Genomic DNA, 26354 nt, shown 5'->3' on the forward strand with positions numbered 1-26354 from the left:
CTCCCGGCTTCCGCAATCCAGCGGGGATCGATCTTCTCGCATGCCTCCCATGCCGCGTCGCACCGGTTGGCGAAACGGCAGCCGACGAATTCCCGGTTCAGCGGCGGAACGCTGCCGCGAATGACGCCGAGGTTCTCTCCCCGTTTGTTCCGGCTCGGCAGGGAATGAAAGAGTTTCTGCGAATAGGGATGGCGCGGATTGCTGAAAAAAGCGGCGCGGTCTGCGGTTTCAACGATTTGGCCGGCGTACATCACGGCGACCCGGTCGGCCATCTCGGAGACCACCGCCAGATCGTGGGTGATCAGCAGAATCGCCATCCCCCGCTCCCGCTGCAAGCGGCGGAGCAGATCGAGGATTTGCGCCTGGATCGTCACGTCGAGCGCCGTCGTCGGCTCGTCGGCGATCAACACCTCCGGCTCGCCCGCAAGCGCCATTGCGATCATGATCCGCTGCTTCATCCCCCCAGACATCTGGTGGGGGTATTCGTCATACCGCCGGACCGGATCGGAGATGCCGACCGCGGTCAGGAGATCGCACCCCCGCTTTTTCGCCGCGGCGCCGTCGAGGGAAAAATGATGCTGCAATGTCTCTGCAATTTGATCGCCGACCGTGATCACCGGATTCAGGCTCGTCATCGGCTCTTGAAAGATCATCGAGATCCGACGGCCCCGCAGGGGGCGCATCGCCACTTCCGGGAGCGTGCAGAGATCCTGTCCCTCCAGCAGAACCTCTCCCGAGACGATCCGCCCCGCCGGCTCTGGGACCAGCCGCATCAGCGACAGCGCCGTCATCGACTTTCCGCAGCCCGACTCGCCCAGCAGGGCGAAGGTCTCCCCGCGGCGGACCTCGAACGAAATCCCATCGACAGCGCGGACGGTTCCCCCGTCGGTGTGGAACCAGGTCTTCAGGTCGGTGACTTTCAGGACGGGATCAGGGTTGTTCATGCGCGCCCTCTCAACCGCGGGTCCAACGCATCGCGCACCGCGTCGGAGAAAAGATTCGCCGACAAGACCAATCCGAACATGAAGACGAAGGCGGCGATCAGCGACCACCAGACGATCGGCTCTCGCGCCATCTCCATCCGGGCGCTGTTGATCATATTCCCCCAGGAGATCATCGCCGGATCGACGCCGACCCCGACGTACGACAGCACCGCCTCGGCGAGGACCAGGCCGCTGAAGTCGAGGACGACCGAGATCAGGACGATATGCATCACGTTCGGCAGGATGTGCCGGAGGATGATCCGCCAGCTCCCCACCCCCAATGCGGTCGCGGCCTGAACATAATCCATCTCCCGCAGCTTCAGCGTCTCCCCGCGCAAGAGGCGGCAGAGGCCGATCCAACCGGTCACCCCCAGAATAATGCAGAGAAAAAGAAGGCGAACATCGGCCCGCCGTGTGACGCTGGTGAAGGCGTCGGCGTTCTGATCCATGTAGACCTGGAGGATCAAGACCGCCGCGGCAATCAGCAAGACCCCCGGCACCGAGCTGAGGGTGGTGTAGATGTATTGAATGACATCATCGACCCATCCCCGGAAGTAACCGGCGGCAATTCCCAACAGCACGGCGAAAGGAAGCATCACCAGCGTCGTCACCGTCCCGATGACCAATCCGGTCCGGATCGCCTTGAGCGAGAGGTAGAGAACATCCTGCCCCACCTTATCGGTTCCGAAAAGATGATATCGGGTGCTGAGCGACCAGGCGATGCCGGCCACAATCATCATAAAAGTGATCGTTCCGAGTGTGGCCCGCCAGGCGGTGTCGGTCTTTCCCTTCAAAATCGCCTGCGCCATCGCTCCCGGCTCCATGCCATGACGCCGGCTGAGGAGGAAGAGAAAATGAACGTTCACGATGAGGGCCGCGACGAGGCCGAGGAGTCCCCCCTGGAGCGCGGTGAAGGCCACATCCTGAGACCACTCCTTCTCCGGATCGGCAAGATGCGCCCCGCCGAAGCGCAGCCTGGGAAAGACGCGCGCCTGGGTGCCGTCCGGCATCTCGACCGTTTCTTTTGCATAGGCATGGGTGGCGAGGGGGGCGGAGTAGGTCCGCTCGGTATTTTTCCGAAGCCGGTCGGTCATGACGTCGAGTAGCGAGAGTACCTCCGGAGAATATTGCGTCGCCTGCCCCGCCTCGGTGGCCGGCAGCCGTTTTTTGAAATGAATCGAATCGATGAGGCCGATGCCGACGTAGGCGAGCAGGATGACCATCGCCGCCATCGCCACCGGACGCCGGCGGATCTGCCGCCAGGGGGCGCGCAGCGGCTCGCGCCGCGAAGCGTAAAGGCCGAAACCGATGGCGGCGGCCAACAGAACAAAGACCAAGGCGTCGGTCCAGAGCACCACCGGGAGGATCGGCATCAGCTCAACCTCACGCGCGGATCGACGAGGGTATAGGAGAGGTCGGTCAGGATCAGACCGATGATGTAGAGGACCGAGCCGAGAAAGACCATCGCCCGGACGATCGCGAAATCTTGGCTGTTGATCGCATCGATCGTGTAGCTTCCGAGTCCGGGGATGCCGAAGAACGACTCGGTCAGAAGGGAGCCGAGAAAAAGGAGGGGGATGACGACCACGACGCCGGTCAGAATCGGGACCAATGCATTTCGCAAAACATGGCCGAAGAGAACCCGCAGCTCGGAGAGCCCCTTGGCGCGCGCCGTCCGGACATATTCTTTGCCGATCTCTTCCAGGAAGATCGTTCGGTACCAGCGCAGCCCGCTCCCGATCCCGGCGACCAGGCCGATCAGGACCGGCAGGAGGATAAACTTCAGGGCGGTGAGGCCGTCGTCGTATCCGGAGATCGGGACGAGCCGCAGGACTTTGCTGAAGAGATATTGGCCGCCGATGATGTAGAAGAGAGAAGAAATCGACATCATCGCGACCGCGACGATCACCCCCCAGAAATCGATGTAGGAGGCGCGGAAAAAGGCGACCAGCATCGCGGCGGTGATATTCACGAGGAGGCCAATGATTAAAGCGGGGAGCGCGATGGAAAGGCTCGGCCACATCCGCTGTTTGATGTCGGCCCCGATTTCGCGGCCGTCATCGGCCGGTCCGAAATCAAATACGAAGAGCTTCACCGATTTCTCGAAGAAGATCGTCTTGGTGAACTTCTCGGCCCCTTCCGCGGCGGGGTTGAAGAGGGTCGGCTTGTCGTAGCCATGCTCCGCCTTCCACTTGTCGATCGCCTCCTGGTTCACCCGTTTCATCCCCAGATGCATCCGGGCCATATTGTCGGGGGTGTTCACCACGAAAAAGAGGAGGAAGGTAAGGAGATTGACGCCGATCAGAATCGGAAAGGCATAGAGAATCCGGCGAATCAGGTAGCCGATCATCGGGGGACCCCCTGTTCCTTGCGCCGATAGGTCGCCACCGCGGGGAGGGTTCCGACGACGAGAACGGCGACGATCACCGCCACCGGCCACCAGACCGGCCTGTTCCAGGCCCGGCGCTGTCGGGCGCGGAGATCGGGATCGAGCTTCCCATATTTCAAGGTATTGTTCGCCATCAGATTCGGCTTGATGTTGTGGCGCCAGGCATGATGGAGGCCGAACTGTTTCGGGTGGAAGCCGGAGGCCCAGGGGGCGTCGCGCCGGACGATCTCCAGCATCCGGTCGATGATCGCCTGCCGCTCCGGCGTGTTTTCCATATTCTTCATCTTCTCGAAGAGGCGGTCGAACTCCGGGTTTGCGTAATTGGTCGCGTTTTCCCCGTTTTTCCCCGCCTTGGCGTTCGGGCCGTAGAGGAGGAAGAAGAAGTTCTCCGGATCGGGATAGTCGGCGTTCCATCCCCACTGGAACATCTGCGCCGTTCCCTTAAGCATCTTGTCCTGAAAGCGGTTGTAATCGGTCGCCCGGATGACCAGCTGAATGTTCAGCTTCTCGAACTGCTTCCGCATCCAGTCGAGACTCGATTTCGCCTCCGGCCCGGTGCCGGTGGTGTCGAAGTTGAGAACAAGCGGCTGTCCGGTTTTGGCGTGGCGGCCGCCGGGGTAGCCGGCCTCGGCCAGAAGCTGCCGCGCGGCGTCGATCGGTTTTCGCTGCGGCCGGCCGTTCACCCAATCGTAGACATAACGATTAATCCCGGCCTCGCCCTCCGTGTAGCCGAAGATCCCCGGCGGGAGGGGGCCCTGCATCGCGATGCCCCGTCCGTTCCGGAAGATGGCGATCGACTCCTCTTGATCGACCGCGATCGCAATCGCCCGGCGGAGCTTGCGGGCCGATTCGGAATCTCCCCCCAGCACCGGGTCGAGCATGTTGAATCCGAGGTAAAAGGTGCTCGTCTCCACGCTGGTGATCAGCCGGATTCCTTTCTCCTTCATCTCCGCGGTGATGTCGGCGTCTCCCTGGCCGCCGATCCGGACCGCCTGGTCGAAGTTGTCGGAGGCGATCCCGGCGCTGTCGTAATAGCCTTGGAGGAACTTGTTCCAGATCGGAATCCCTTCTTTCTCCAGGGTGAAGACGACCTTGTCGATGAAGGGGAGCGGCTTGCCGGCGTCGGCCAGGAGGCCCGATGGTTGGTCTTCCGGCTCCCCCTCGGTCGGATAGGTCTCGCCGTGGAAGTTCGGGTTTCGCTCCAGGACCATCTGGCGGTTCGGATTGTTCACCGTCAGCATGTACGGCCCCGTTCCGATCGGATACCAGTCGAGGGTGATGTTTTTTTCGATCAATCCCGGCTGCGAGTAGAACCGGTCGGCTTCATGCGGGATCGGGGCGAAGAAGGGCATCGCCAGCCAGTAGAGGAATTGCGGATATTTGCCGACGACCTTGATCCGATAGGTGTGCCGATCGACCACCTCGACACCGGAGAGAGGATACTCCCGCAAGTCGAGGAAGGCCCCCGGCTCGGCCTTCTCCTGCGCCTTCCGAAGGGTTTCGCCGAGCTCCCGCAAGCCGACGATATAATCCGACATGAAGCCATAGATCGGGGAGTGGATCTTCGGGTGAGCCAGCCGCTTGATCTGGTAAACATAATCTTCGGCGGTCAGCTCGCGGCTGCCGGTCTGCTCGAAATCGCCGAGCGAGGAGATCCGGTCGAGCCCTTCAGGGCCGAGGGTGTGATAAAGAGCTCGACCCCCCGAATCGTGCGCGAAGGCGGGGTGCGGCTGATAACGAATGCCCGGCCGGATCTTGATCTCGTAAAGGCTGAAGGCCACCTGCTCCGCCGGCGCTTCCGCGTTGAGCCGCTCTCCTTGGGCGTTCAGATAAACGGGGGCCGGCATCTCGGCGGCGGTCAAGGGGACCAGCGTGTAGGGGCGCTTCAGGTAGTGATACTGGAAGGGGGGCTCGTAGATCTGCGCGGTGAAGATGATTTCGTTGGAGGAGTACGACTGCGCCGGGTCGAGGTGCTTCGGCCGCTCGCTGAAGGAAGAGTAGAGGATATTCTCCCCCTCTTCCTGTCGAGGATAAGGATTGTTCAACGGGGGTCCGGCGCATCCGACGAGCGTGAGCAGGATCAGCGATGAGACGAGTTTTTTCACAAAAAGAAGGTTCATGCCTTTAAGGCACGATCATACTGATTTTTGAGACAAAACTCAATGGGGCCGTGGCCGGCCCCATCTTTAAGAACGGTTCGCTATTTCGCCGGGGCGGACTCAGGGGTCGGCGCGGCCGGCGCTCCTTCCGAAGAATTGGCCGAAGGATCGGCCGGAAGGGTGTTCGGACCGCCTGGGGCCGGGACCTCTTTGGGAATAAGTTCATCTTTCGTGTCGGTGTCGACGATCGATGAAGCGATCGAGCGCTCGCGGCTCAAGATCGAGAGACTCAACGAGGTGACCATAAAGAGGATGGCCGCTCCCACGGTCAGTTTGCTCAAGAAGGTGGCGGCGCCGCGGCTGCCGAAGATCGTTTGGCTCGATCCCCCGAAGGCGGCCCCCATCTCGGCCCCTTTGCCGGCTTGCAGCAGAACAACGGCCATGAGAATGAGGCAGACGATGATATGGATGATGGCAATCAGTGTGTACATGGGTGCTCCTTTACTCGTAGGGGCGAATCTTGTATTCGCCCTGATTTTGACCGGAGAAGGGCGATCACAAGGATCGCCCCTACCGGTTCGGTTTATTTATTTTTGGTTTTGACCCCCAGCTCGATCATATTACAAAACGACTCGGCAAAGAGGCTGGCGCCCCCCGCCAGGACGCCGTCGATATCGGCCTCTTCCATGAAGGCCTCAATGTTTTTCTCTGTTGCGCTCCCGCCATAAAGAATACGCGGGGTGTCGGCCTCCTCTCCTTCCGAAAGGGAGCGGAAAAAGTCCCGGATCCGGCGGTGGACCTCCTCCGCTTCCGACGGCTGCGGGGTCAGCCCGGTGCCGATCGCCCAGACCGGTTCGTAGGCGATGATCCAGTCCGAGGGGCCCGGCCGGAGATCATCCAATGCCTCCCTCAGCTGACGTTCAATCACTTCCCCCGTCCGCTCTTCTTCCCGCTCTTCGCGGGTTTCGCCGACGCAAACGATCGGGATCAGCCCCGCCCGCAACGCCGCCCCAATCTTTTTATGAACCAACGCGTTCGTTTCGCCGAAGTAGGTCCGGCGCTCCGAGTGGCCGATGATCACATAGCGGCAACCGGCATCGCGAAGCATCAGCGGGGAGATTTCGCCGGTATAAGCCCCCCGCTCCTCGAAATGGGCATTCTGGCCCGCCAATCCAACCTGCAGCGATTTTTCTTTCAGAAAGTCGGCCATCGGGGCCAGCATCGTAAAAGGGGGGGCAACGATCGTTTCCCAGGGAGCGTTGGGGAACTGCGGCCACCGCTTCTCCACCGCTTGAAGATATTCCCGCGCCTCACCGATGGTCTTGTTCATTTTCCAGTTGGCGATAAAACAGGGGGTCCGCATCTGTCATGGCCCGGGTCTGCGTAGGGGCGACGCATGCGTCGCCCTACAAGGGTTATCCTTCTTTTTCCGGAAGGACCGAAAGTCCGGGAAGCTCTTTTCCTTCCAGAAGCTGGAGGGCGGCCCCGCCGCCGGTGGAGATGAACGAAATGTTCTCCGATTCGCCCGCTCTATGAACCGCCAGGGCGGTCTCTCCGCCGCCGACGATGGTCAACGCATAGGAGTTGGCGACCGCATGGGCGATTGCAAATGTCCCCCGCGAATAGGCATCCATTTCAAAGACCCCCATCGGGCCATTCCATAGAATCGTTTTGGCGTTGGTCAGCACTTCAGTGAAGAGATGAACCGACGCCGGGCCGATATCAAGCCCGATCCATCCCTTGGGAATTTCTTGAATAGGCACCCGCTTTGTCTCGGCCCCCGGATCCATGCTGGTGGCGACCACACAGTCGACCGGGAGATAGAATTTAATCCCCCGCTCGACCGCATGCTCCATGATTTCCCTGGCGAAGGAGAGCATTGAATCTTCGACCAGCGAATTGCCGACATCGTTTCCCATCGCCTTCAAAAAGGTGTAGGCCATGCCGCCGCCGACGATCACCTTATCGACCTTCTTCCCGAGATTCTCGATCACCCCGATTTTCCCGGAGACCTTCGCTCCTCCGAGGATCGCCACGAAGGGCCGGGCGGGGTTGGCGACCGCCCCTTCCAGATAAGCGATCTCTTTTTTCATCAAGAACCCGCATGCTTTTGTCTTGACGAATTGGGTGATACCGGTGGTTGAGGCGTGGCTGCGATGGACCGCCCCGAAGGCATCGTTGATATAGACATCGATGCCGAGATCGGCCAATGCCTTGGCAAAACTCTCGTCATTCTTTTTTTCGCCCGGGTGAAAACGGAGGTTTTCCAGGAGAAGAACGTCACCCGGTTTCAGTCGGGCCACCATGTTTTGAACCTGAGGCCCGATGCAGTCGGGGGCGAATTGAACCTCCTTCCCGAGAAGCCGTTGGAGCCGCTTCGCGACGGGGGCCAGCGAATGGCGCGGATCGACCCCCTTCGGCCGATCGAGATGGGAGGCGAGAATGAGAATGGCCCCCTCGTCGATGCCGTAGTTGATCGTCGGAAGCGTCGAGCGGATTCGGGTATCGTCGGTGATATGAAGATCGCTGTCCAGGGGGACATTGAAATCGGCCCGGATGAAAACCCGTTTTCCTTTGATCGGGATATCCTCAATCGTCAGTTTGTTCATGTGCATGGGTATGATCCTTCATCTGTGCGTAGGGGGACCGTATGTGTGGTAGGGGCGTATTGCAATACGCCCCTACCGATTTTATTTATGTCCTGCGATGTACAGAATCAAATCGCGAACGCGGCAGGAGTAGCCCCATTCGTTGTCGTACCAGGCGATGACCTTCACCATTCGATCGCCGATGACCTTGGTCAAGGTGCCGTCGACGATCGAGGAGTGGGCGTTTCCGTTAAAATCACTCGAGACCAACGGCGCCTCGGTGTACTCAAGGATCCCTTTCATCTCTTTCTGAGCCGCATTCGAGAGGGCCGACCGAACCGATGCCTCCGTGGCATCCGATTCCAACTCCACGACCAGATCGATCACCGACACATTCGGCGTCGGGACCCGGATCGCCATGCCGTCCATCTTCCCCGCGAGATCGGGAAGAACCTCCGAAAGCGCTTTGGCAGCGCCGGTGGTGGTCGGGATCATGGAAAGCGCCGCCGCCCGCGCCCGTCGCAAATCTTTATGCGGCAGATCAAGCAACTGCTGATCGTTCGTGTACGAGTGAATGGTCGTCATCAATCCCCGCTTAATTCCAAACTGGTTGAGCAGGACCTTCGCGACCGGGGCAAGGCCGTTGGTGGTACAGGAGGCATTCGAAATGATGTGATGGCGGCTTGGATCGTACTTCTCTTCATTGACCCCCAAAACCAGGGTAATGTCGGGATTCTTCGCCGGGGCGGAGATGATGACCTTCCTCGCCCCCGCCGTGAGATGTTTCTCGGCGCCGGCGCGATCGGTGAACTTCCCGGTCGATTCGACCGCCACGTCAATCGCCATTTCTTTCCAAGGGAGGGCGGCGGGGTCTTTCTCTTTCGTGATCCGGACCGATTTGCCGTCAATTAACAGGGCATCTTCTTTCGCCTCAATTTTATGATCAAAAATTCCATGCACCGAATCATACTTGAGAAGGTGCGCAAGGGTCTTGGCGTCGGTGAGGTCGTTGATCGCCACGATCTGCAGATTCGGATTTCCGAACGCGGCTCGGAAGACATTTCGTCCAATCCTCCCAAATCCATTAATCGCCACGCGTACTGACATGATCTGCTCCTTTTCTTTAAAGAATAAATGACCGACGTAAGGGGTGAGGTCGAAGGGGAAAAGGACAACGCTACCGCCTCACGCTTCACGGTTCTTAAAACGAGGCCTCTTCTTCGTCGAGTTTGAAAAATTGGGTCGGGGTCGGGGTCTCGACCGTGAACTCTTTCGGCTCGGTTCCCCTGACAAAAATTTCAACGACCCCTTTCTCTTCACCGGGAGGGGCAAGGAGCCCCGTTTGCGGGTCTATCTTAGCATAAACGATATTGTCAGGGATAGAGAAAGGAGTGACCGGAAAACGGGAGAGACTCTCCTGCATAAAGGTCATCCAGATCGGCAGGGAGGTGCTTCCCCCGGCTTCCCGATCTCCTAAGGGGCGATTATCGTCAAACCCGACCCAGACCCCCGCCACCAGATTGGGGGCAAAACCGATGAACCAGGCATCGGTGAACTCATTCGTCGTCCCGGTCTTGCCGGCCAGCGGCCTTCCGAGCGATTTCGCCTTTCGCGCCGTTCCCCGTTGGATCACATCTTCCATCATGTTGGTCACCACATAAGCGGTCTCTTTCGAGACGACCTGTTGCGGGGCCAACTCCCGATGCTCCAGGACACGGCCGTTGTGGTCGCTCACCGAGATGATCAAGGTCGTGTCGACGCGGACACCCCGATTGGCGAAGACGGCATAGGCGGAGGTTAATTCGGTGAGTGTAAGGCTGGAGGAGCCGAGCGCCAGGGAGAGATCGCGGGTCAAGGGGCTCTGGATGCCGACCCGTTTCGCAAAGTCGATGACGTTCCGGACCCCGACCTGCTCCAATAGCCGGACGGTCGCAAGATTTCTGGAATAGGTCAGCGCCTCCCGGAGGGTGATCAGTCCGTAGAATTTTTCTTCGTAATTCTCCGGCTTCCAGACCGTGTCCAATTCCTCATCGGTGTAGACCACCGGATTGTCGAGGACCATGCTCGCCGGGGTCAACCCCCGTTCGATCGCCGTCGCATAGATGATCGGCTTAAACGCGGAGCCGGGCTGCCTTTTCGCGACGATCGCGCGATTGAATTCGCTTCGCCTGAAGTCGTATCCTCCGACGAGCGCCTTGACCGCCCCGGTCGCCGGATCGATGGCAACGAGCGCCCCCTCCGCAGCCGGCTCCTGCTCGAGGCTGAAGAAGGCCCCCTTCCCCTCTTTGCCGGCCTTTTTCACCTTCACTTTGATCAGGTCGTGAACTTTGACGATGTCCGACGTTTTCGGTTTCTCAATGACCTGGATATCCTCCAGGCGCGATCCTTTCAGACGGCGGGCGGCCCAGGCCATATCCTCCATCAACATCTTCCCGGTGACCCCCCCCGCCTCGACCAGAGCATACCCTTCTTTATCGGAGATCTGGGTGACATGTCCTTCTAAAATATCCCCTACGACCAAAGAAGAAACGGCGATTTCGGACGCTTCCGCCGGCTCTTCGTATTTGCCGAGCGGCCCCCGGTATCCCTGGCGCTTATCCAGCTCCCGGAGGCCGGTCTTCACGGCCCGATTGGCGGCGCGCTGCATGTCGATGTTGAGGGTCGTGTAGACATTGAGCCCCCCCTTGTAGACGGCGTCATCGCCGTATTTGGCGATGAGGTAGAGCCGAATATGCTCCAGGAAATGGAGGGCCAATTCTTCGTCGGGGACCATTTTTTGAAAGAAAAGATCTTGTTCGTAGGATTTTCGGTATTGCTCTTCGGTAATAAATTTTTCATCCACCATCCGCCGCAGGACGACCCCTTGGCGCTGCTTCGCCTTTTGGGGATGGCGATAGGGGGAGTAGTCGTTCGGCGCCTTCGGAAGACCGGAGAGGAAGGCGACCTCCGCGAGCTGTAATTCGCCGACATCTTTCCCGAAGTAGGTCCGCGCCGCCACCTGGACCCCGTAGGCCCCATGCCCGAAGTAGATCTGATTCAGATAGATCTCCAGGATCTCATCTTTCGTCAGCATCATCTCCATTTTCCGGGCGAGGAGGATCTCTTTCAACTTTCGCTTCATCGTCCGCTCGGGGGTGAGAAAAAGCGAACGGGTCAGCTGCTGGGTGATGGTGCTGGCCCCCTGGCGAATTCGCATATTTTCCAGGTTGGTCAGGAAGGCTTTGATGATCCGGATGTAGTCGAAGCCGCCGTGCTCATAGAAGCGGGAATCTTCCACCGCTAAGATCGCCTGGATCAGCTCTTTCGGCATTCGGGTGAGGGGAACGAAGACCCGTTTCTCGATATAGAACTGGCCGACGAGCCGGTTGTCGTCGGAGTAGATCCGGGTGGCCTGGCTCGGCTCATAACTTCCCAGCATTTCGAGCGAGGGGAGGTCCCTGGAAAAATACCAGATGATCCCCCCGACGCTGAATGCGGCGATGAGGACGAGGGAGAGGAGCAAGAGAAGGAGCCACTTCAGCCAGCGAAAGGGGCGCTTTCCTCCTTGATCATTTTCGACCGGAAAATCCAAATTTCACCTGGATTTACAAGAGAAAGGTGGTTTAATCGAACCTTCAGGTTAGCGGTTTTTCCCCGCCTTGTCAAGGTTCACTTCCATTGTTTTCAAAGGAGAAAGAGGGCTCGTAGGGGAGGTCGGGTCGCCCGGGGAAAGGGGGGGCGAGTCAGAGACTCCCCCCATAGGGGATTGAAAACTTTCTCCAATTCTCTTATAGTACCCCAATTAGCGTGTGCATGCAGCGCTTTATCGTGAAGCGCCCCGTCAAACAAAGAGGGAGCGGTATTTATGTTCCTCCAAGAAAGCGCAGGATGAATCCGGTTTCGCTCTTGATCTTTGATCTGGATGGCACCCTCATCGACTCCAAAAAAGATCTCGCCATCTCCGTCAACCTGACCTTTCGCGACCTCGGTCTTCCTGAAAAACCTTTGGAGGAGATCTACGGCTATGTCGGAAACGGCGTTCGCCGGCTTATTCTCGATTCGCTGGGAGAGGCCGATCCCGTTTTGCTTCAGCAGTCGCTGCAGATTTTCGAAGGACATTATCTAAAACACCTTCTTGATGAGACCGACCTTTATCCTGGAATGGAGGAGGTTTTGACCCATTTTAACGGGAAAAAAAAGGCGGTCGTCACCAACAAGCCGCTTCTCTATACCACCCGGATCATCGAAGGGTTGGGGGTCCGCCCGCATTTCAATTTAATCCTCGGCAGCGAGCCGATTGTGAATTTAAAACCGCACCCGGAGATGATCTTGCGGACGCTCGATGACCTGAGGACCTCCCCTTCGGAGGCGGTGATGATCGGAGACTCGGTGAACGATATTCAGGCGGCGCGCTCGGCGGGAATCAAATCATGCGGGGTCGGCTACGGCATCTGCGATCCCGGCCTGGTCCGCTCGGCCAAGCCGGACTTTTTCGCGGAAACGGTCGGCGATCTCAAACGCCTTTTCGTCTAAATCCTGAAGGGCAAAGGAGTTTTTGTGAAAAAATCGATTTATCTTTTTGTCGTTCTTTTCATCTATTTATCGGGGACGGCCGCCTCGGCGCAAAGTCTGGCCGATCGGGTCGTCGAACATACCCTCTCCAACGGCCTTACCGTCTTGATGATGGAGCGCCATCAAGCGCCGATCATCTCATTCCAGATTACGTATAAAGTCGGCTCGGTGAATGAACACAATGGGATGACCGGGGTGGCCCACCTCTACGAGCATATGGCCTTCAAGGGGACGGAGCGATTGGGGACCTCTAATTACCAGAAAGAAAAGGAACTCCTTGAGACATTGGAAGCGCTCAATCGGGAGATCGTCCGGGAGGAAGCCAAAGGTCCGGAGAGCGATCCGGAGCGGCTGAAGGGCCTTCGGGAGAAATTCGAAGCGCTTGAGAAGGAGGGAAAACAATGGGTGGTGACGAACGAGCTGGCGGAGCTTTACAACCGGAACGGCTCGGTCGGCTTCAATGCTTCCACCAGCCGGGATGTCACCTCCTACGTCGTCTCTCTTCCGTCGAACCGCCTTCCCCTCTGGGTCGCCATCGAGGCCGATCGGATGGCGAATACCGTTTTGCGAGAATTTTACAAAGAGCGGAATGTCGTTCTCGAAGAGCGGCGGCGAAGCGTCGACACGAATCCCGGCGGGAAACTCTATGAGACCTTTCTCGCCACCGCCTTCATCGCCCACCCGTACGGCTATCCGACCATCGGCTGGCCGTCGGACGTCGGCTCCCTCTCCGCCACACAGACCGAGCGCTTCTTCCGAACCTACTACACCCCGAGCAACACCGTCATCGCCATGGTCGGCGACTTCAAGCCGGCGGAGGTGATTCCCCTGCTTGAGAAAACCTTCGGGTCGATTCCGTCCGCTCCGCCCCCCCCGCCGGTCGTCACGGTCGAGCCGCCGCAGTTGGGAGAGCGCCGGGTCGAGGTGGAGGACGAGGCCAATCCGCAGGTCGTGATCGGCTACCATAAGCCGAACTTCGAACACCCCGACGATCCGGTCTTCGACGTCATCGACTCCCTCCTCTCCCTCGGGAGGACCTCCCGGCTCTATAAGAAGTTGGTCGTCGAAAAAAAGATCGCGGTCGGCGCCAGCTCGAGCTCCGGAACCCCCGGCGCCCGCTACGCAAACCTTTTTACCCTCTCCGCCACCCCGCGCGCGCCGCATACGGCCGCGGAGGTGGAGGAGGCGATTTACGAGGAGTTGGAGCGGTTAAAGAATGAGCCGCCGACCGAGAAGGAGTTGGAGAAGGTGATCACCAATTTGAATGCCGACCTGGTTCGATCGCTTCGATCGAACAACGGTCTCGCCAGCCAGCTCGCCTATTTCGAGGCGGTCGCCGGCGACTGGCGGTATATCCTCCGGAACCGGGATAAAATCATGAAGGTCACCGGAGAAGATGTGATGCGGGTGGCCCGCACCTACTTTACGAAGAAGAACCGGACGGTGGCGACGCTCGTCCAAGTGCTTCCTGCGGGGGAGCCGGGCGGGAAAGCCCTCCCGATTTTAAAGGAGGGGGGACGATGAGAAGGAGAATGAATCGATTGTCGGGTATCTTTTTGGTTTTTCTCTGGAGCCTCTCCCTTGTTCCCTCTCTGTCCGCCGCGCCGGCGCCCGCCGCAACGGAGCTGCCCGACCCGCGGGCGATGACCTTTTCCGCGCCGGCGTTTCAGCCGCCGAAGCCGGAGCGACAGGTCCTCTCGAACGGAATGATCCTCTATCTGCTTGAAGATCGCGAGCTTCCGCTCATCCGGATGGAGGTCATCGTCAAGACCGGCAGCATCTACGAGCCGGCCGACAAAATCAGTCTTGCGGGGTTGACCGGGGCGATCATGCGGACCGGCGGAACGAAGCGCCACAGCGGAGACGAGGTCGATGAAATCATCGATCAGATGGCGGCCGATCTTTCGGTGGGGATCGGCGCCGACGCCGGGGGGGCCTGGCTCGACGTCTTGAAGAAAGATTTCGATGCGGGTCTTTCCCTCTTCGCCGATATTTTGATGAACCCGGTGTTTGAAGAGGAGAAGCTTCAGATCGCGAAGAATAACGCCATCGAAATGATCCGGCGCAGAAACGACCGGCCTTCTTCGATTGCGAGCCGCGAGTTTAACAAGCAGATCTACGGCGCCGACAACCCATACGGGCGCGAAGCGACGGAGGAGACGGTCCGATCGATCGTCCGGGACGATCTGGTCGCCTTTCACCGGAAATATTTCGCCCCCAACAATATAATGATCGGGGTGACCGGCGACTTTGATAAAAAGGAGATCGTCGCGAAGATTGAAAACGCCTTTGCCGGGTGGAAGAAGAAAAAGATCGACTTTCCGAAGGTCCCTTCGGTGGTCGAGCGGAAAGACGGAGGGGTTTACGCGATCGCCCGTCCGATCACGCAGACCCAGATCCGGATCGGCCACCTCGGCATCAAACAGAATAATCCCGACTTCTTCGCGGTCTCGATCCTCGACGATATCCTCGGCGGCGGCGGGCTCACCAGCCGTCTCTTCAGCGATGTCCGGACGCAGCGCGGGCTTGCCTACTCGGTCGGAAGCATATTCCGCCCCGGTAATTTCGAGCGGGGGGTCTTCATCGCCTATGGGGAGACCCGGGTCGACACGACCCATCAGGCGATCTCCACCATCCTCGATCATATCCGAAAAATCCGCCAGGAGCCGGTCACGGACGAGGAGCTGAAGCGGGCGAAGGAGTCTTTCCTTAATTCGTTTATCTTTTCGTTCTCCAGCCCGGCGCAGATCGTCAGTCGGAAGATGTCGCTGGAGTATTACGGGCTTCCGAGCGACTTTCTGGAGCGATACCGGGACAACGTGGCCAAGGTGACCCAGGAAGATATCCTGAGGGTGGCAAAGAAATATCTTCATCCCGACCGGCTGGTCATCTTGGCGGTCGGAGATGACGGAAAATTCGACCAGCCCCTCTCGTCGCTGGGGAAAGTCACTCAAATCCAATTGACACCATAAAGGACGGGAGGTAGGCGCTTTTCCCCTTCCGCCTCCCGATGACTCAAATGCTTCATCGAATGAAATTGCGAGTCCTCTACGGCCACTTACTGATGGACCGGGCCGCACGGCGTCTGAAGATGCGGATCATCCTTTTGTCGGGATTCGCCGTTTTCCCCCCGTTTCTATTGATCACCTATCTGGTGTTTTTTGAAACGCGGGTGATTTTTTTGACGATGATCGGCCTTCTCTCCTCCCTCGTTTGCATCCCGGTCGGCCTTTATGCCTATGCCAAGGGATTCGGCCGTCCGCTCCGAGAGATTTGGCGGGAGCGGCCCGATGAGATGAAATGGTTTTCTTTGAAAGTCGGTTTTCTTTATTCTTTCGCGCTTTATTGGATGATCCTCGGGATCGTGGAGTTTCTCTTCGGTTATCAATCCTTCCGGGCGGCGCTGATCAGCTTTGTCGCCAGCGCCGTCGCGCGGGACGGATTCGAGATCGGGTATCTGCGAGCGCGGCAGGAGAAGAGCCAGCGGACCATCTTCCCCGACGGGAGGCCGATCGGAGAGCTCTTCTGGCCTAGGACACGGGGCGGCCACCCGCAGACGGCGCCGGTCTCGAACCTCCTGCTGATTCTGCTGGCGGTGGTGATCGGGGGCGCGGTCGGCGCGCTTCTCGGACCGGTTCTGGAAAATTCCCTTCATCAAACGCTGGCGGTCGGAGGTGTCATCGGCCTGATGGCCACCCTGGCCTATACCCGATTTCTCCCCGCTCTTCCGGGGATCGTTCAACTCGTCCGGTTTTTCATTTGGCCGGGCCTGACGATGGCCGCAACTTATTTTCTCATTCTCGCCTATCTCCTTCGGATCATCTTCCAAGTTCCCCTTTCCCCTGCGACCGACCTGGCGCTTCTAACGGCGGCCTGCGCCGGCTGGATGACCCTTGAGTCGCTTTTTCTCGGTCTTCTCAAGCGGGAAGCGGGTCTCGCCGAAAAGCCGCTTGAGGGTGGAATGACCCCGACCGCTTAGCCCGTTTGATCCAGGAAAAACGGCAGGGGACCTCCCGGAAGAAAAAGGTTGAAAGTTCAGACCAGCTTGGGATATAGTGGGGCATTATTTGGGTTTTTGAAATGGAAAAACTCCTGGGTGAAAAACAGCCGCGCAAGACGGCCGCTCTCTTTGGAAAGTACCGGCTTCTCCGGCCGCTGAAGCGAAGCCCGTTTCTTGAAAATTATCTGGCGCAGGAGGAGTCTCCTCCGCACACGACGGTTGTCTTGAAGCGGCTCCATCCGCTGGTGATCCACCGGACTGATTGGGTTTCCCTTTTTTTAGACGAAGCGAAGCAAGCGGCCACCCTCTGGCATCCGAACATCCTCCGGATTTATGATCTCGGCGTGATCGCCGGCGTCCCTTATTTTGTTCAACCGTATCTCTTCGGCAAAAAACTCCAGACTCTCCTGGCGCGAAGCCGCTCCCTTCCGATCCCGACCGGGATGGCGCTGCTTCTCATCCGCCAGCTTCTTGAAGCGCTCCAATTTTCCCACGGTCTGGGGGGACGCTCCGGAAAGCCGATCTCGCACGGCGGGCTGCATCCGGAGCGGATTTTTATCGGCTATGACGGCGTAGTAGGGATCGGCGATTTTGGCCTGGGCTGGCTGGAGGATCCCCGTTCGGCCATTCGCTCACGGTATCGCGCTCCGGAGTCGATCTCCGAAAAAAAGGGGGGGGAGATTCCGGGTGGGACGCCGGGAGAAGATCTCTTCGCCGCTTCGGCCATTCTCTGCGAGCTGCTCGGCGAGTTCCCGGAACCGGTCAAAGCCGATATGCAACCGTGGGGGTATCTTCCTGCATCGATTCGTTCGATTTTGGTCCGAGGCCTCGCCATCGACCCGGTGGCGCGCTTTCAAACCGCGGGCGAAATGATCGCGCCGATTGAATCGATTCTGCAAGGCGAGTATCCGCGGCTCAATTTGACGAACTATATCCAGGCTTTTTTCGGAAAAGAGATCGAGGCGGAGCGGCGGGCCTTTATGCGGTTCGCGCCGACCGAAGGGGAAGGCTCCCCTTCCGGCGAGCCGTTTTTTTTCGAGCGGCTGGAGCCTCCGATGCCCTTGGTCCCGCAGCCGGTTCCGGCGATCTCTCCGGAGCCCTTTCAAGAACCGGCGCCACCCGCCGTTTCGGCTGTTGTGGAGACGGTCGTCTCCCTCCCCGCCGTCTCGGATCCGCCCGCAGGGGAAACGGTCGCTCCCCCTCAGGAGGTCCTTCCGGAGAAAAAAGCTTCTTGGCAGCCGATCTGGTGGGGTCTCTTCGGATTGCTGATGACCGGTTTTGTGGGGGTTCTCTTTTTTTCGCTCTACCGCTCTTCACCGGATCAGATCGCTTCGGCTCCGGCGGCGCCGTCTCCCGTCATTACGACGCGGCCCGATCCGATCGATTCCCCCGCTTCTGCGGTGGAAGAGAACATCGAAGCCAAAGAGAGCGCGCTTCCTCGCGAGGAAGAAATCGCCCCCCCTCTCTCTACCGCAGCGCAGCCGGTTTCACCAGAGGCTTCGGCTCCGGCGCAGGCTGCGGTCGGCGAAGCGATCAAGACCCCTCCTCCCGACGGAAAACCGGAGCAAAATCAGATCAAAAAGACGACTGTTTTATCGGCTTCCAAAAGCGATCCTTCTTCAACCCCGATGTCGCCTCCGCCGGTGGCTTCCCCCGATGCGTCCCCGGCCGCGGCGAAGATCTCCCCGAAATTGAGGGAGGGATTGCCTCCGCAACCGAAAGTAGAGGAGATTCCTGCCGGGGCGAAGAGCAATGAGGAACTGTTGCACGAGTTGATCGAGCGGCAGCGGCGCGCTTATCAGAGCCAGGATTGGGCCCTCTCTCGACAGGATGTTGCCGATGGAAGCGCGTTTGAGGGGCAAATTGCCGAGCTCTTCGGAGGGGCCGAACCGATCCGTGTCGAATTCCAGGTTTTCGGATTGAAAGTCCGGGGTGATGAGGCCGATCTTTCGCTGATGCAGACCGCCCGCGTTCGGAAGGGGAAGGGGGTGTCGCTTCAGAAATCGCTTCTCTTCTGGAAATTGAAGAAGGAAAAGGAGCGGTGGAAGATCGAGAAATTCAACGTCATCGAGAAATACCCGCCGATGGAAGTCGGATAAGCATAGATCAATTACGAATTGTTCAATTAGGAATCAGGAATCAAAAACTTACCCCCAACCGTTCTGCACTTGATTCCTCATTGAGCGATTCCTCATTCCTAATCGCCCTCTCGCTTGACCTTTGATTTCCACCCCGATATACTCCCCCTATTCAAATTTTGGGGATTTTTAATGGGTCGGGAAATTTCGGCGCCGTCGCTTTTCCAGTTGGGATATTATTGGGAGGCGAAAATCTTTTTGACCTCCGTGAAGCTCGATCTCTATACCCCGATGGGGAGCGGGCCGAAGACGGCGGCGGAGATCGCGTCGGCCATCGGGGCCGATCCTGAAAACCTCGAACGTCTTCTTGATTCCCTGGTGGCGATCGGTCTCATCCACCGCGAAGGGATACGCTACGCCAATACGCCGGTGGTGGCGGAGTTTCTCGTGAAGACCAGCCCCTTTTATATGGGGGAGCTGATGCTGCTTCAGGATGAAGAGTGGGAGTCCTGGGGGAAGCTGGAAGAGGTGGTGCGAACCGGAAAGCCGCCGGTGAAGGGGAATATTTTCATGAACCGCCCGGAGGTCGGGGAGAAGATTTTGCGAGTCCTCGATCGAATGGCGAAACGGGTCGCCCCGAGCCTGGCGGAGCGGATCGATCTCTCCGGCTACAAAACCTTCCTCGATGTCGGCGGAGGCGCCGGGACCTTTTCAATGGCTTTCTGCAAGCGGTATCCCCATCTGCACGGGACCCTTTTTGACCTTCCGCAGACCCTCGCGACGACACAGAAGAATATCGACAAAGAGAAGATGAGCGATCGGATCACGTTGGTCGGCGGCAACTTCAACCGGGACGAGCTCCCCGGGACGTTCGACGTCGTCTTCCTCTCCGACATCCTCCACTATCAAACTTCAGAGGAGAATGCAGCCCTCTTCCAGAAGCTCTCCCGCGCCGCGAATCCGGGCGGGCTGATCATCGTCAAAGATATGTTTCTGAACGAAGATGCATCGAACCCCGGCTGGAATGCGATTTTCTCCATCCATATGATGGTCTATTCCGAAAAGGGGCGCTGCTTCTCGGGATCGGAAATCCGCGGATGGTTGGAGAAGGCGGGATTCCACTGGGTGACGGAGATGGAACGGAACACCGTTTTAACGGCAATCAAGTAACCAGGAGGAGACCATGAAGGAAATGTTGACCGCGCCCGGATTTCTCTCGCCCTACGGAACGTGGGGGGCGGATATCTCGTCGGTCATGGCATGGGTTTTCACCCTGCTTTTTATCTATGGTTGGTATGCCGGCAAAAAGCATCAGGGACAACGCCACCATCTGGTGACCCTCTGGGGGATGGTCGCGATGCTCGGCTACTTCACCCTCTACTATCTCGCACGCGGATTGGGGGCCCTTTCGCTGGAGGGGAAGGAAGGCTTCGGAGGGCCTGATTGGGTTTACAATTATATCTTCTCGCCGATGCTGACGATCCACATCTTGGTCATCTCGGTCGGTCTGGTCCTGGCGGTTTATATGATCGTCCTGGGCTTCCGATCGTCGTTTAAAAAGGGGAGTGAGCGCTACCTGAAAGTGGAGCCGTTGAAGATGGGGAGAAAAGGCTTCAACTATACACTCGCGGGGGCGGCGGCCCTCTTCGGCCTCTTTGCGCTCATACGCTGGAGCGGATCGATGGGGCGGCTGGTCGTCTATATTTCCGGCTTCGGTCTGGTGGCCGGCGTCCTCTTTATGGAACGGGGGATCGAGCGATGGATCCCGGATGCCGCCACGCGCCATCGAAAAATGGGGGCGTTCACGATGGTCCTCTACGTGATCGCGTTGGTCACGAGCACAGTCACCTACGTGATGCTTTACTACATCTACCCGGTGAAAGAACATTAAGATAAAATAGGTCGATCTGTTTACCCTCGTAGAGACGTCCCGCCGGGACGTCTCTACTTTTTTGATGCCGGACCACATAAACCCCCCGCCGTGATGTGCATCGCTGAGACGATGCACCCTCGGCCTTCTCAACCTCTGCCGTAATGCCTGCCGTTTTGAAACCAGCGGTATTCTGTGTAAAAACGCATCGGATTTCTTCTCGATAGACGAGCGACTTATCTCATTCGGATCCGGTCAGGCCGATGATCCAATCTGCTGAGCTGGAGCCGCGCATTTCTTGCCCAGGGCTGCAAGTCACACATGCGTGATCGGTGCATGTTCATGACGATCGCTCACCTTATTAAGGCAAAAAGCAAATCTTGTGTACGGATGGGCTGGCACTTACTTTGCAATTTAACTTTATTATTGTTCATGATTTGCTGAAAGGAGACACGATGCTTTGGACCATTTTTGTAATCCTGCTCATCCTCTGGGCGCTCGGCTTCAGCTTGAACCTGGCGGGGGGAGTGATCCATGCCCTGCTGGTGATCGCCGCCGTGTTGCTCGTTGTTCAGCTTCTGACCGGGAGAAGGACCGTCGGTCCCCCTCCATAACGCAACGCCATCCGTTTTTTTGGTCTACTGCCCCCCCGTCCTGTCTGCCCGTTTTTTGATCGGACGGGACGGGGGCGCTTCCAAGAGCAGCAAAAGAGAAGTCCGCCGAAGCGGCTGTCATACGAGGAGAGGTCCCCATTAAAAATAAATCATGGTTTAGGGGAGAGACGCGGCGGCCGGCTTGGGCCGCCCTCTTTTTGTTGCTGCTCGCCTTTTTTCTGTTTGTCCTCCCGGAATGGATCACCCTCAATCGGCTCATCCCTTTTTTCTCCGAGCGATTACAACAAGCGATCGGCCGACCTTTTTCCGTCGACGAGATTCGCGTCTCGTTCCTGACAGGCTCTGAAATTCGGCTCCGGAGCGTTGTGATCGGGGCGGAGGAAGAAGCGCGGCCGATTGCAGAAGTCCAAGAGATTCGAATCGGATTTCGGCTTCTTCCTCTCCTCTGGAAGCGGATGGAGATTGTGGAGATTCATCTGATCGAGCCGACCGTCTCTCTGATTCGAGATCGGAACGGGGAGTGGAACTTCAAGGATCTCCTTCCGAAGAGGGAAAGGGAAGCGGGCAAAGGATGGAAGGTGGCGAACCGATCGAGGATCGTTACTCTACGGCAAGGGAGGCTTTCCCTCCTCGATCATGCTCTTTCCGGCGGCCCTGTGGAATGGACGGCCCAACGGATAGAAGCCCGGATCCGTCGTCCTTTTTGGGATGGAAAGGTGGGCGTAAAGATCGATATCCCCTCCGTCTGGCAAGGAATCTTGGTCGACAAGGCGACCCATCTGCAGGTGGATGGGAGCGTGGAGGAGGAAGGGGGGTTCTTAGGCTTCACACGAGAGACAGCCCATTTCATCGTGACGCTCATTCGTTTCGACTCCGATCTGATTCAGCCCTATCTTTCCGAAGCGGTTCCCTCTTTTGTGTTCGAGTGGGGCTGGGTTACCATTGATGCGCCGGGCGCCGACCTGTTCCGGCTCCACCGGCTGTTTCGCTCGCCGGAAACGCATCTGGCGGGAGAGTCGAAACAGATTTCCGTCACCCTCTCCAAAGACCTTCCGCCGGTTGCAGTCGATCAAGCCTTGTGGCGTTATGATCGCCGGGAGGGGCACATCACCCTTTACCACACACATTTCTTGGACTCCACCCTCACGAAGACTACCGGATTATTGAAACCGTTCACAGAGGGTCGACTGGAGATTCAAACCTCGGGAGAAGTCTCCCTCTCGGATGCTGCGGAGGTTGCGTATAAACGCTTCGGGAACGAGCGGCTCAAGCGGCTCCAAACCGGCGGTTCCGTTGAGACCGATCTCAAGATAAAAATTCCCCTGAAGGCCCCCTCTCAGACAGAATTCCATGGCCGTCTTTTGGTTCGCGACGGAACGCTGACCCCCTTCTCCGCATTTCGGCCGATCCAGAAAATTAAAGGGACCGTCCGGGTGGAGGGAAAACAGCTTTTGATCGAGAGCGCCGAAGGGGGATGGGGGACAGGCCGGCTGGTGGGAAACGGGAAGATGCCCGACCTCTATGAGGAAGGGGTCGAGTTCGATCTTCACGCCACAACCCTCGATTGGGATGCGCTCCGCCTTCCCCCCGACGCGGTGGAAGCTGCGCGCGCGGGTGACCGACCGAAGGAGCCGAGGCCGATCTCCCCGGAGCCCGATCAGGATGATCATGAGGAGAGTGGCTATGCAGTCGGGCTGCTTCGGATCGATCACCTTAAGATAAATGAGTATGATTTCTTAAATTGGCAGAGCGCGATGATCTATCGGGAGAAGACGCTGCAATTTCGGGAGACCGAAGCCGATTTTGCGGGGGGGATCTTCAGGGCCGATTTCGCCCAGGTCTATTTTCGGCGGGACGGATCGGTGGCGCTGGCGCTGACCCCCAAGCTGGAGCAGATCAATGTGGCCGCGTTTCTGAGCGATTTTCGCGGAGACGGAGAGCGGCCGATCATGTCGGGACGGGGACTCATGGCGGGGGGCCTGAATACCGAAGGGAATAATCTCCAGGAGTTTAAAAAGAATCTGGAGGGAAATCTGATCGTCTACCTGGAGAAGGGGACGATCTATCGGTTCAGGGCGTTGGCCCGGATTTTCGCATTGATGAATCTTCGCTCCCTTCCCGATCCCGATGTAAAGGGGATCAAATACGATGTCCTCTCCGGAAGCTTGAGCATCGAGCGGGGGAAAGTCGCGCTGCACGACACCGTTCTCTTCGGTAAGGATGTCCGTGTCATCGCCAATGGGAAGATCGATCTTGTAAAGAACGAGTTCGATCTTTTGATGGGGGTTCAGGTCTTCCGGCTGGTGGATGATATTCTCAAGCAGCTTCCCGTCGCCGGACCGATCTTGCTCGGCAAAGACCAGATGTTCATCGCCTCCTACTTTGAAGTCGAGGGGAAGCTGACCGACCCGAGGGTTCGATTCCGGCCGTTTAAGAGCATCAAAGAATCGACCCTGGCGGTGCTGCGGCGCGCCCTCACCTACCCGGTTCGGCCGGAGGAGTTCAGTGGATGATCAGACGCAAACGATCTCGGCGAGCAATTCCAAATGCCCCGTCTGCGGGAACATGTCAAAGGGTTGGAGCCTTCTGAGAAGATATCCCCGGTCGAGGAGGATTCGTGTGTCGCGTGCAAACGTGGCAGGGTCGCAGGAGAGGTAGAGGATTTTCTGTGGCGCGAGGGAGAGGATTCCTTGCATGACCGCTTTGCCGGCCCCTTCGCGCGGCGGGTCGAGAAAAATTTGAGAGAACGGCTTCTTCTCTTTGACAGCGCGCCGCACCCCCTCTTCGGAGGCAGAGACTTGAAGGGTGACATTGGTGAGGCCGGCGGTCTGAAGATTCCGTCGGGCGTCCTCCACGGCGGCGCGGTTTCCTTCGACGGCCGTCACCCTCCCCGCGCGTTCAGCAAGGAAGAGGGTAAAATTGCCGATCCCGCTGTAGAGTTCCAAGAGGCGATCGTTCTCGGACGGCGCGGACCAATCGAGGAGCGTTTCGATTAGAAGCCGGTTGACGGCGGGGTTCACCTGCGAGAAGGCGCGCTCGCTGATCCGGAAGCGCTTCTCGAGGACGGTGTCGATCAGGAAATTCTCTCCGAAAACATGCCAGCCCCGCCGGTTGCCGACGACGACCCCCTTTAACGGAAGCGCTTGCCGCACGGTTTCGTAGAAGTGTTCCGCGCGATCCTGCGGAAACTGATCGCCGCGCAGGACAATGAGAAAGTCGCCGGAGGGGAGCGCCTGCAGTTCGATCTCTTCGAGCCGGTCGCGCTGGAGGGAGCGGAGCATCGCTTCAATCGCTGCATTCAGGGGGGCGATGAGAAGCGGGCAGCGGTCGATCGAAACGATTTCATGGCTCTTCTGCCGATAGTAGCCGAGCTCGCCTCGCTCGACCTTAAGTTGTGTCCGGGTCCGATAGTGAAACGGGAGGGGAGAAGGAATGGGTGGAAGGAGATCATACGACGTGATCTTCCCTATTCGCGCCAGGACCTCCCGCATCGCCTCGACTTTGTAGCGAAGCTGCCCTTCTTCCGGGAGGTGCTGGAGCTGGCAGCCCCCGCAGATCGTGAAAACCGGGCAGGGGGCTTCTCTCCGCTCGGGGGAGGGGGTGATGATCCGGACGATCTCCGCCTCGGCGTATTCTTTCTTTTCTCGGACGATTTCCGCTTCGACCGTCTCCCCCGGAAGGGTGTAGGGGACGAAGATCACGCGGCCTTCGTGCCGGGCCAAGCCGTCGCCGCCATGAACGATCTTTTCGATTTGAAGGGAAAGAATACGATTCGGCAAAGCCGGGTCTTTACTCCCCTCCCGGCGCCTCGATGCCGAGGAACTTCATCTTGCGATAAAGGTAGGTGCGCTCGATCTGGAGGGCCTCCGCCGTCTGGTTGACGTTCCAGCTGTTTTCCTGGAGCTTGGCAAGAATGTATTTCTTCTCGAAGACATTGCGCGCCTCTTTGAGCGAGCCGGGCGCGCCCCCCTCCACGGGGGGGAAGGAGTTGTCTTCGGGAGGGAGCCCTTCGGTCACAAATTCGGGGAGATCCTGTGGGAGGATCACCGGCGAGGCGACCATAATCATCAAACGTTCAACGATATTCTTCAGCTCACGGACATTCCCGGGCCAGTGATACCGCTTCAACACGGCAATCGCCTCGGGAGAGAAACGCTTCGGCTTGATCCCCTGCTCCTGCGAGAGCTCTTTGGTAAAATATTCCAGCAGCATCGGGATATCTTCGGCCCGCTCGCGCAGCGGGGGGACATGAAGCGGGATCACGTTCAATCGGTAATAGAGGTCTTCCCGGAAGGTTCCTTTTTTGATCTCCTCGGCGAGGTTCTTGTTCGAGGCGGCGATGACCCGGACGTCGACCTTGACCCGCTCGCTCCCGCCGACCCGGTAATATTCCTGCTCCTGTAGAACGCGGAGGACCTTCGATTGGGTCGCCAGCGCCATATCGGCAATTTCATCCAGAAAGAGGGTCCCGCCGTCGGCGAGCTCGAACTGCCCCTTCTTTTGGTGATTCGCTCCGGTGAACGCCCCCCGCTCGTAGCCGAAGAGCTCGCTTTCGATCAGGGTTTCGGGGATGGCGGCGCAGTTGATTTCGAGAAACGGCTGCGCGCGGCGAGGACTTTGGCTGTGGATCGCGCGGGCAACGAGCTCTTTCCCGGTGCCGTTCTCCCCCGAGATCAAGACGCGGCTCTGCGCCGGCCCCGCCATGCCGATCTGCTCCCGCAATCGGATGATCGTGGGGCTCGCTCCGATCATTTCATTTTTCTTCTCCACCAGCCGCTTGAGGCTGCGGTTTTCCTGCCGGAGCCGAAATTCGGTGAGGGCGTGCTTCACCATCAAGACGACTTTTTGAAGGGAGATCGGTTTCTCGATGTAGTCGTAGGCGCCGAGTTTGATCGTCTTGACGGCGGTCTCGATCGAGCCGTGCCCCGACATCATCACGACAACCAGCTCGGGGAAGAGAACTTTCAGCCGTTTGAGGGTTTCAATCCCATCCGGCTCCGGCATCCAGATATCGAGCAAAACCAGCGCCGGCGGCTGAGATTGAACTTGGCGAATCGCCGCCGCGCCATGCTCCGCGGTGACGACGGTATACCCCTCATCCATCAAGACCCCCGAGAGGGTCGAGAGGATCGAAGGCTCGTCGTCGACGATCAGAATTGTTTCCGACATAGCAACGCTCTCA

Annotated in this window: 19 protein-coding genes and 1 pseudogene; 9 read left to right on the top strand and 11 right to left on the bottom strand. The window is 58.5% G+C overall.

The genetic code is table 11. The annotated features are described in order from the left end of the window. Positions 1 to 32: 32 nt before the first annotated feature. The 9 genes and pseudogenes from MCM46_09985 to MCM46_10025 form a co-directional block, all read right to left on the bottom strand. Positions 33 to 944 (bottom strand): annotated as a pseudogene (locus MCM46_09985) (ABC transporter ATP-binding protein). Further along, a complete protein-coding gene (locus MCM46_09990) occupies positions 941 to 2356 on the bottom strand; it encodes an ABC transporter permease (protein MCG3112137.1) in 1416 nt (471 codons plus the stop codon). Before MCM46_09990 ends, MCM46_09985 begins: the two are co-directional and overlap by 4 nt. Beyond that, positions 2356 to 3333, bottom strand: a complete 978-nt coding sequence (locus tag MCM46_09995) for an ABC transporter permease (protein ID MCG3112138.1) — start codon at positions 3331 to 3333, stop codon at positions 2356 to 2358. Before MCM46_09995 ends, MCM46_09990 begins: the two co-directional genes overlap by 1 nt. Then, on the bottom strand, positions 3330 to 5477 hold the full coding sequence (locus tag MCM46_10000) for an ABC transporter substrate-binding protein (GenBank protein MCG3112139.1): 2148 nt from the start codon (positions 5475 to 5477) through the stop codon (positions 3330 to 3332). The genes MCM46_09995 and MCM46_10000 overlap by 4 nt, the downstream gene beginning before the upstream one ends. 95 nt (positions 5478 to 5572) lie before the next feature. Continuing rightward, positions 5573 to 5962: a preprotein translocase subunit SecG gene (gene secG, locus MCM46_10005; GenBank protein ID MCG3112140.1), complete on the bottom strand. Its 390-nt coding sequence runs from the start codon at positions 5960 to 5962 to the stop codon at positions 5573 to 5575. 92 nt (positions 5963 to 6054) lie between these two features. Beyond that, entirely contained in the window at positions 6055 to 6801 is a 747-nt protein-coding gene (tpiA, locus tag MCM46_10010) for a triose-phosphate isomerase (protein ID MCG3112141.1), read from the bottom strand. An 85-nt stretch (positions 6802 to 6886) separates the two neighbouring features. Beyond that, the gene (locus MCM46_10015) at positions 6887 to 8086 is read right to left on the bottom strand and encodes a phosphoglycerate kinase (protein MCG3112142.1); all 1200 of its coding nucleotides are present in this window, start codon (positions 8084 to 8086) and stop codon (positions 6887 to 6889) included. Between the two features lie 75 nt (positions 8087 to 8161). Continuing rightward, positions 8162 to 9166: a type I glyceraldehyde-3-phosphate dehydrogenase gene (gap, locus tag MCM46_10020; protein ID MCG3112143.1), complete on the bottom strand. Its 1005-nt coding sequence runs from the start codon at positions 9164 to 9166 to the stop codon at positions 8162 to 8164. Between the two features lie 94 nt (positions 9167 to 9260). Then, entirely contained in the window at positions 9261 to 11630 is a 2370-nt protein-coding gene (locus tag MCM46_10025; protein ID MCG3112144.1) for a PBP1A family penicillin-binding protein, read from the bottom strand. Between the two features lie 296 nt (positions 11631 to 11926). On the opposite strand from MCM46_10025, the gene MCM46_10030 reads away from it, so the two are divergent. The 9 genes from MCM46_10030 (at position 11927) to MCM46_10070 (ending at position 23685) form a co-directional block, all read left to right on the top strand. Next, complete coding sequence (locus tag MCM46_10030) at positions 11927 to 12571, top strand: HAD-IA family hydrolase (protein MCG3112145.1); 645 nt, start codon at positions 11927 to 11929, stop codon at positions 12569 to 12571. 24 nt (positions 12572 to 12595) lie between these two features. Beyond that, positions 12596 to 14134, top strand: a complete 1539-nt coding sequence (locus MCM46_10035) for an insulinase family protein (protein MCG3112146.1) — start codon at positions 12596 to 12598, stop codon at positions 14132 to 14134. Beyond that, positions 14131 to 15582: an insulinase family protein gene (locus MCM46_10040; GenBank protein ID MCG3112147.1), complete on the top strand. Its 1452-nt coding sequence runs from the start codon at positions 14131 to 14133 to the stop codon at positions 15580 to 15582. The genes MCM46_10035 and MCM46_10040 overlap by 4 nt, the downstream gene beginning before the upstream one ends. A gap of 59 nt (positions 15583 to 15641) precedes the next feature. Further along, positions 15642 to 16589 carry a hypothetical protein gene (locus MCM46_10045; protein ID MCG3112148.1) on the top strand — a complete coding sequence of 316 codons (948 nt, stop codon included), beginning with the start codon at positions 15642 to 15644 and terminating at the stop codon, positions 16587 to 16589. 101 nt (positions 16590 to 16690) lie between these two features. After that, positions 16691 to 18709, top strand: coding sequence for a protein kinase (locus MCM46_10050; protein ID MCG3112149.1), 2019 nt, complete (start codon positions 16691 to 16693; stop codon positions 18707 to 18709). Between the two features lie 171 nt (positions 18710 to 18880). Beyond that, on the top strand, positions 18881 to 19858 hold the full coding sequence (locus MCM46_10055) for an acetylserotonin O-methyltransferase (GenBank protein MCG3112150.1): 978 nt from the start codon (positions 18881 to 18883) through the stop codon (positions 19856 to 19858). A 13-nt stretch (positions 19859 to 19871) separates the two neighbouring features. After that, positions 19872 to 20579: a DUF420 domain-containing protein gene (locus MCM46_10060; protein ID MCG3112151.1), complete on the top strand. Its 708-nt coding sequence runs from the start codon at positions 19872 to 19874 to the stop codon at positions 20577 to 20579. Positions 20580 to 21013: 434 nt separating this feature from the next. Beyond that, a complete protein-coding gene (locus MCM46_10065) occupies positions 21014 to 21172 on the top strand; it encodes a lmo0937 family membrane protein (GenBank protein ID MCG3112152.1) in 159 nt (52 codons plus the stop codon). A gap of 200 nt (positions 21173 to 21372) precedes the next feature. Continuing rightward, positions 21373 to 23685: an AsmA-like C-terminal domain-containing protein gene (locus MCM46_10070; protein MCG3112153.1), complete on the top strand. Its 2313-nt coding sequence runs from the start codon at positions 21373 to 21375 to the stop codon at positions 23683 to 23685. On the opposite strand, the gene rlmD is transcribed toward MCM46_10070, so the two are convergent. Both rlmD and MCM46_10080 read right to left on the bottom strand, forming a co-directional pair. Beyond that, positions 23686 to 24951: a 23S rRNA (uracil(1939)-C(5))-methyltransferase RlmD gene (gene rlmD / locus MCM46_10075; protein ID MCG3112154.1), complete on the bottom strand. Its 1266-nt coding sequence runs from the start codon at positions 24949 to 24951 to the stop codon at positions 23686 to 23688. Between the two features lie 10 nt (positions 24952 to 24961). Beyond that, complete coding sequence (locus MCM46_10080; protein MCG3112155.1) at positions 24962 to 26341, bottom strand: sigma-54 dependent transcriptional regulator; 1380 nt, start codon at positions 26339 to 26341, stop codon at positions 24962 to 24964. Positions 26342 to 26354 lie beyond the last annotated feature (13 nt).

Source organism: Candidatus Manganitrophus morganii (genome assembly GCA_021651055.1).
In the GTDB taxonomy this organism is placed as follows: domain Bacteria; phylum Nitrospirota; class Nitrospiria; order SBBL01; family Manganitrophaceae; genus Manganitrophus; species Manganitrophus morganii.

What these genes read in the sequence shown, in the direction of transcription:
- MCM46_09990 (MCG3112137.1), bottom strand. Translation starts at nt 2,356, where the DNA reads ATGCCGATCCTCCCGGTGGTGCTCTGGACCGACGCCTTGGTCTTTGTT.
- MCM46_09995 (MCG3112138.1), bottom strand. Translation starts at nt 3,333, where the DNA reads ATGATCGGCTACCTGATTCGCCGGATTCTCTATGCCTTTCCGATTCTG.
- secG (MCG3112140.1), bottom strand. Translation starts at nt 5,962, where the DNA reads ATGTACACACTGATTGCCATCATCCATATCATCGTCTGCCTCATTCTC.
- tpiA (MCG3112141.1), bottom strand. Translation starts at nt 6,801, where the DNA reads ATGAACAAGACCATCGGTGAGGCGCGGGAATATCTTCAAGCGGTGGAG.
- MCM46_10015 (MCG3112142.1), bottom strand. Translation starts at nt 8,086, where the DNA reads ATGCACATGAACAAACTGACGATTGAGGATATCCCGATCAAAGGAAAA.
- gap (MCG3112143.1), bottom strand. Translation starts at nt 9,166, where the DNA reads ATGTCAGTACGCGTGGCGATTAATGGATTTGGGAGGATTGGACGAAAT.
- MCM46_10030 (MCG3112145.1), top strand. Translation starts at nt 11,927, where the DNA reads ATGAATCCGGTTTCGCTCTTGATCTTTGATCTGGATGGCACCCTCATC.
- MCM46_10040 (MCG3112147.1), top strand. Translation starts at nt 14,131, where the DNA reads ATGAGAAGGAGAATGAATCGATTGTCGGGTATCTTTTTGGTTTTTCTC.
- MCM46_10045 (MCG3112148.1), top strand. Translation starts at nt 15,642, where the DNA reads ATGAAATTGCGAGTCCTCTACGGCCACTTACTGATGGACCGGGCCGCA.
- MCM46_10050 (MCG3112149.1), top strand. Translation starts at nt 16,691, where the DNA reads ATGGAAAAACTCCTGGGTGAAAAACAGCCGCGCAAGACGGCCGCTCTC.
- MCM46_10055 (MCG3112150.1), top strand. Translation starts at nt 18,881, where the DNA reads ATGGGTCGGGAAATTTCGGCGCCGTCGCTTTTCCAGTTGGGATATTAT.
- MCM46_10060 (MCG3112151.1), top strand. Translation starts at nt 19,872, where the DNA reads ATGAAGGAAATGTTGACCGCGCCCGGATTTCTCTCGCCCTACGGAACG.
- MCM46_10065 (MCG3112152.1), top strand. Translation starts at nt 21,014, where the DNA reads ATGCTTTGGACCATTTTTGTAATCCTGCTCATCCTCTGGGCGCTCGGC.
- MCM46_10080 (MCG3112155.1), bottom strand. Translation starts at nt 26,341, where the DNA reads ATGTCGGAAACAATTCTGATCGTCGACGACGAGCCTTCGATCCTCTCG.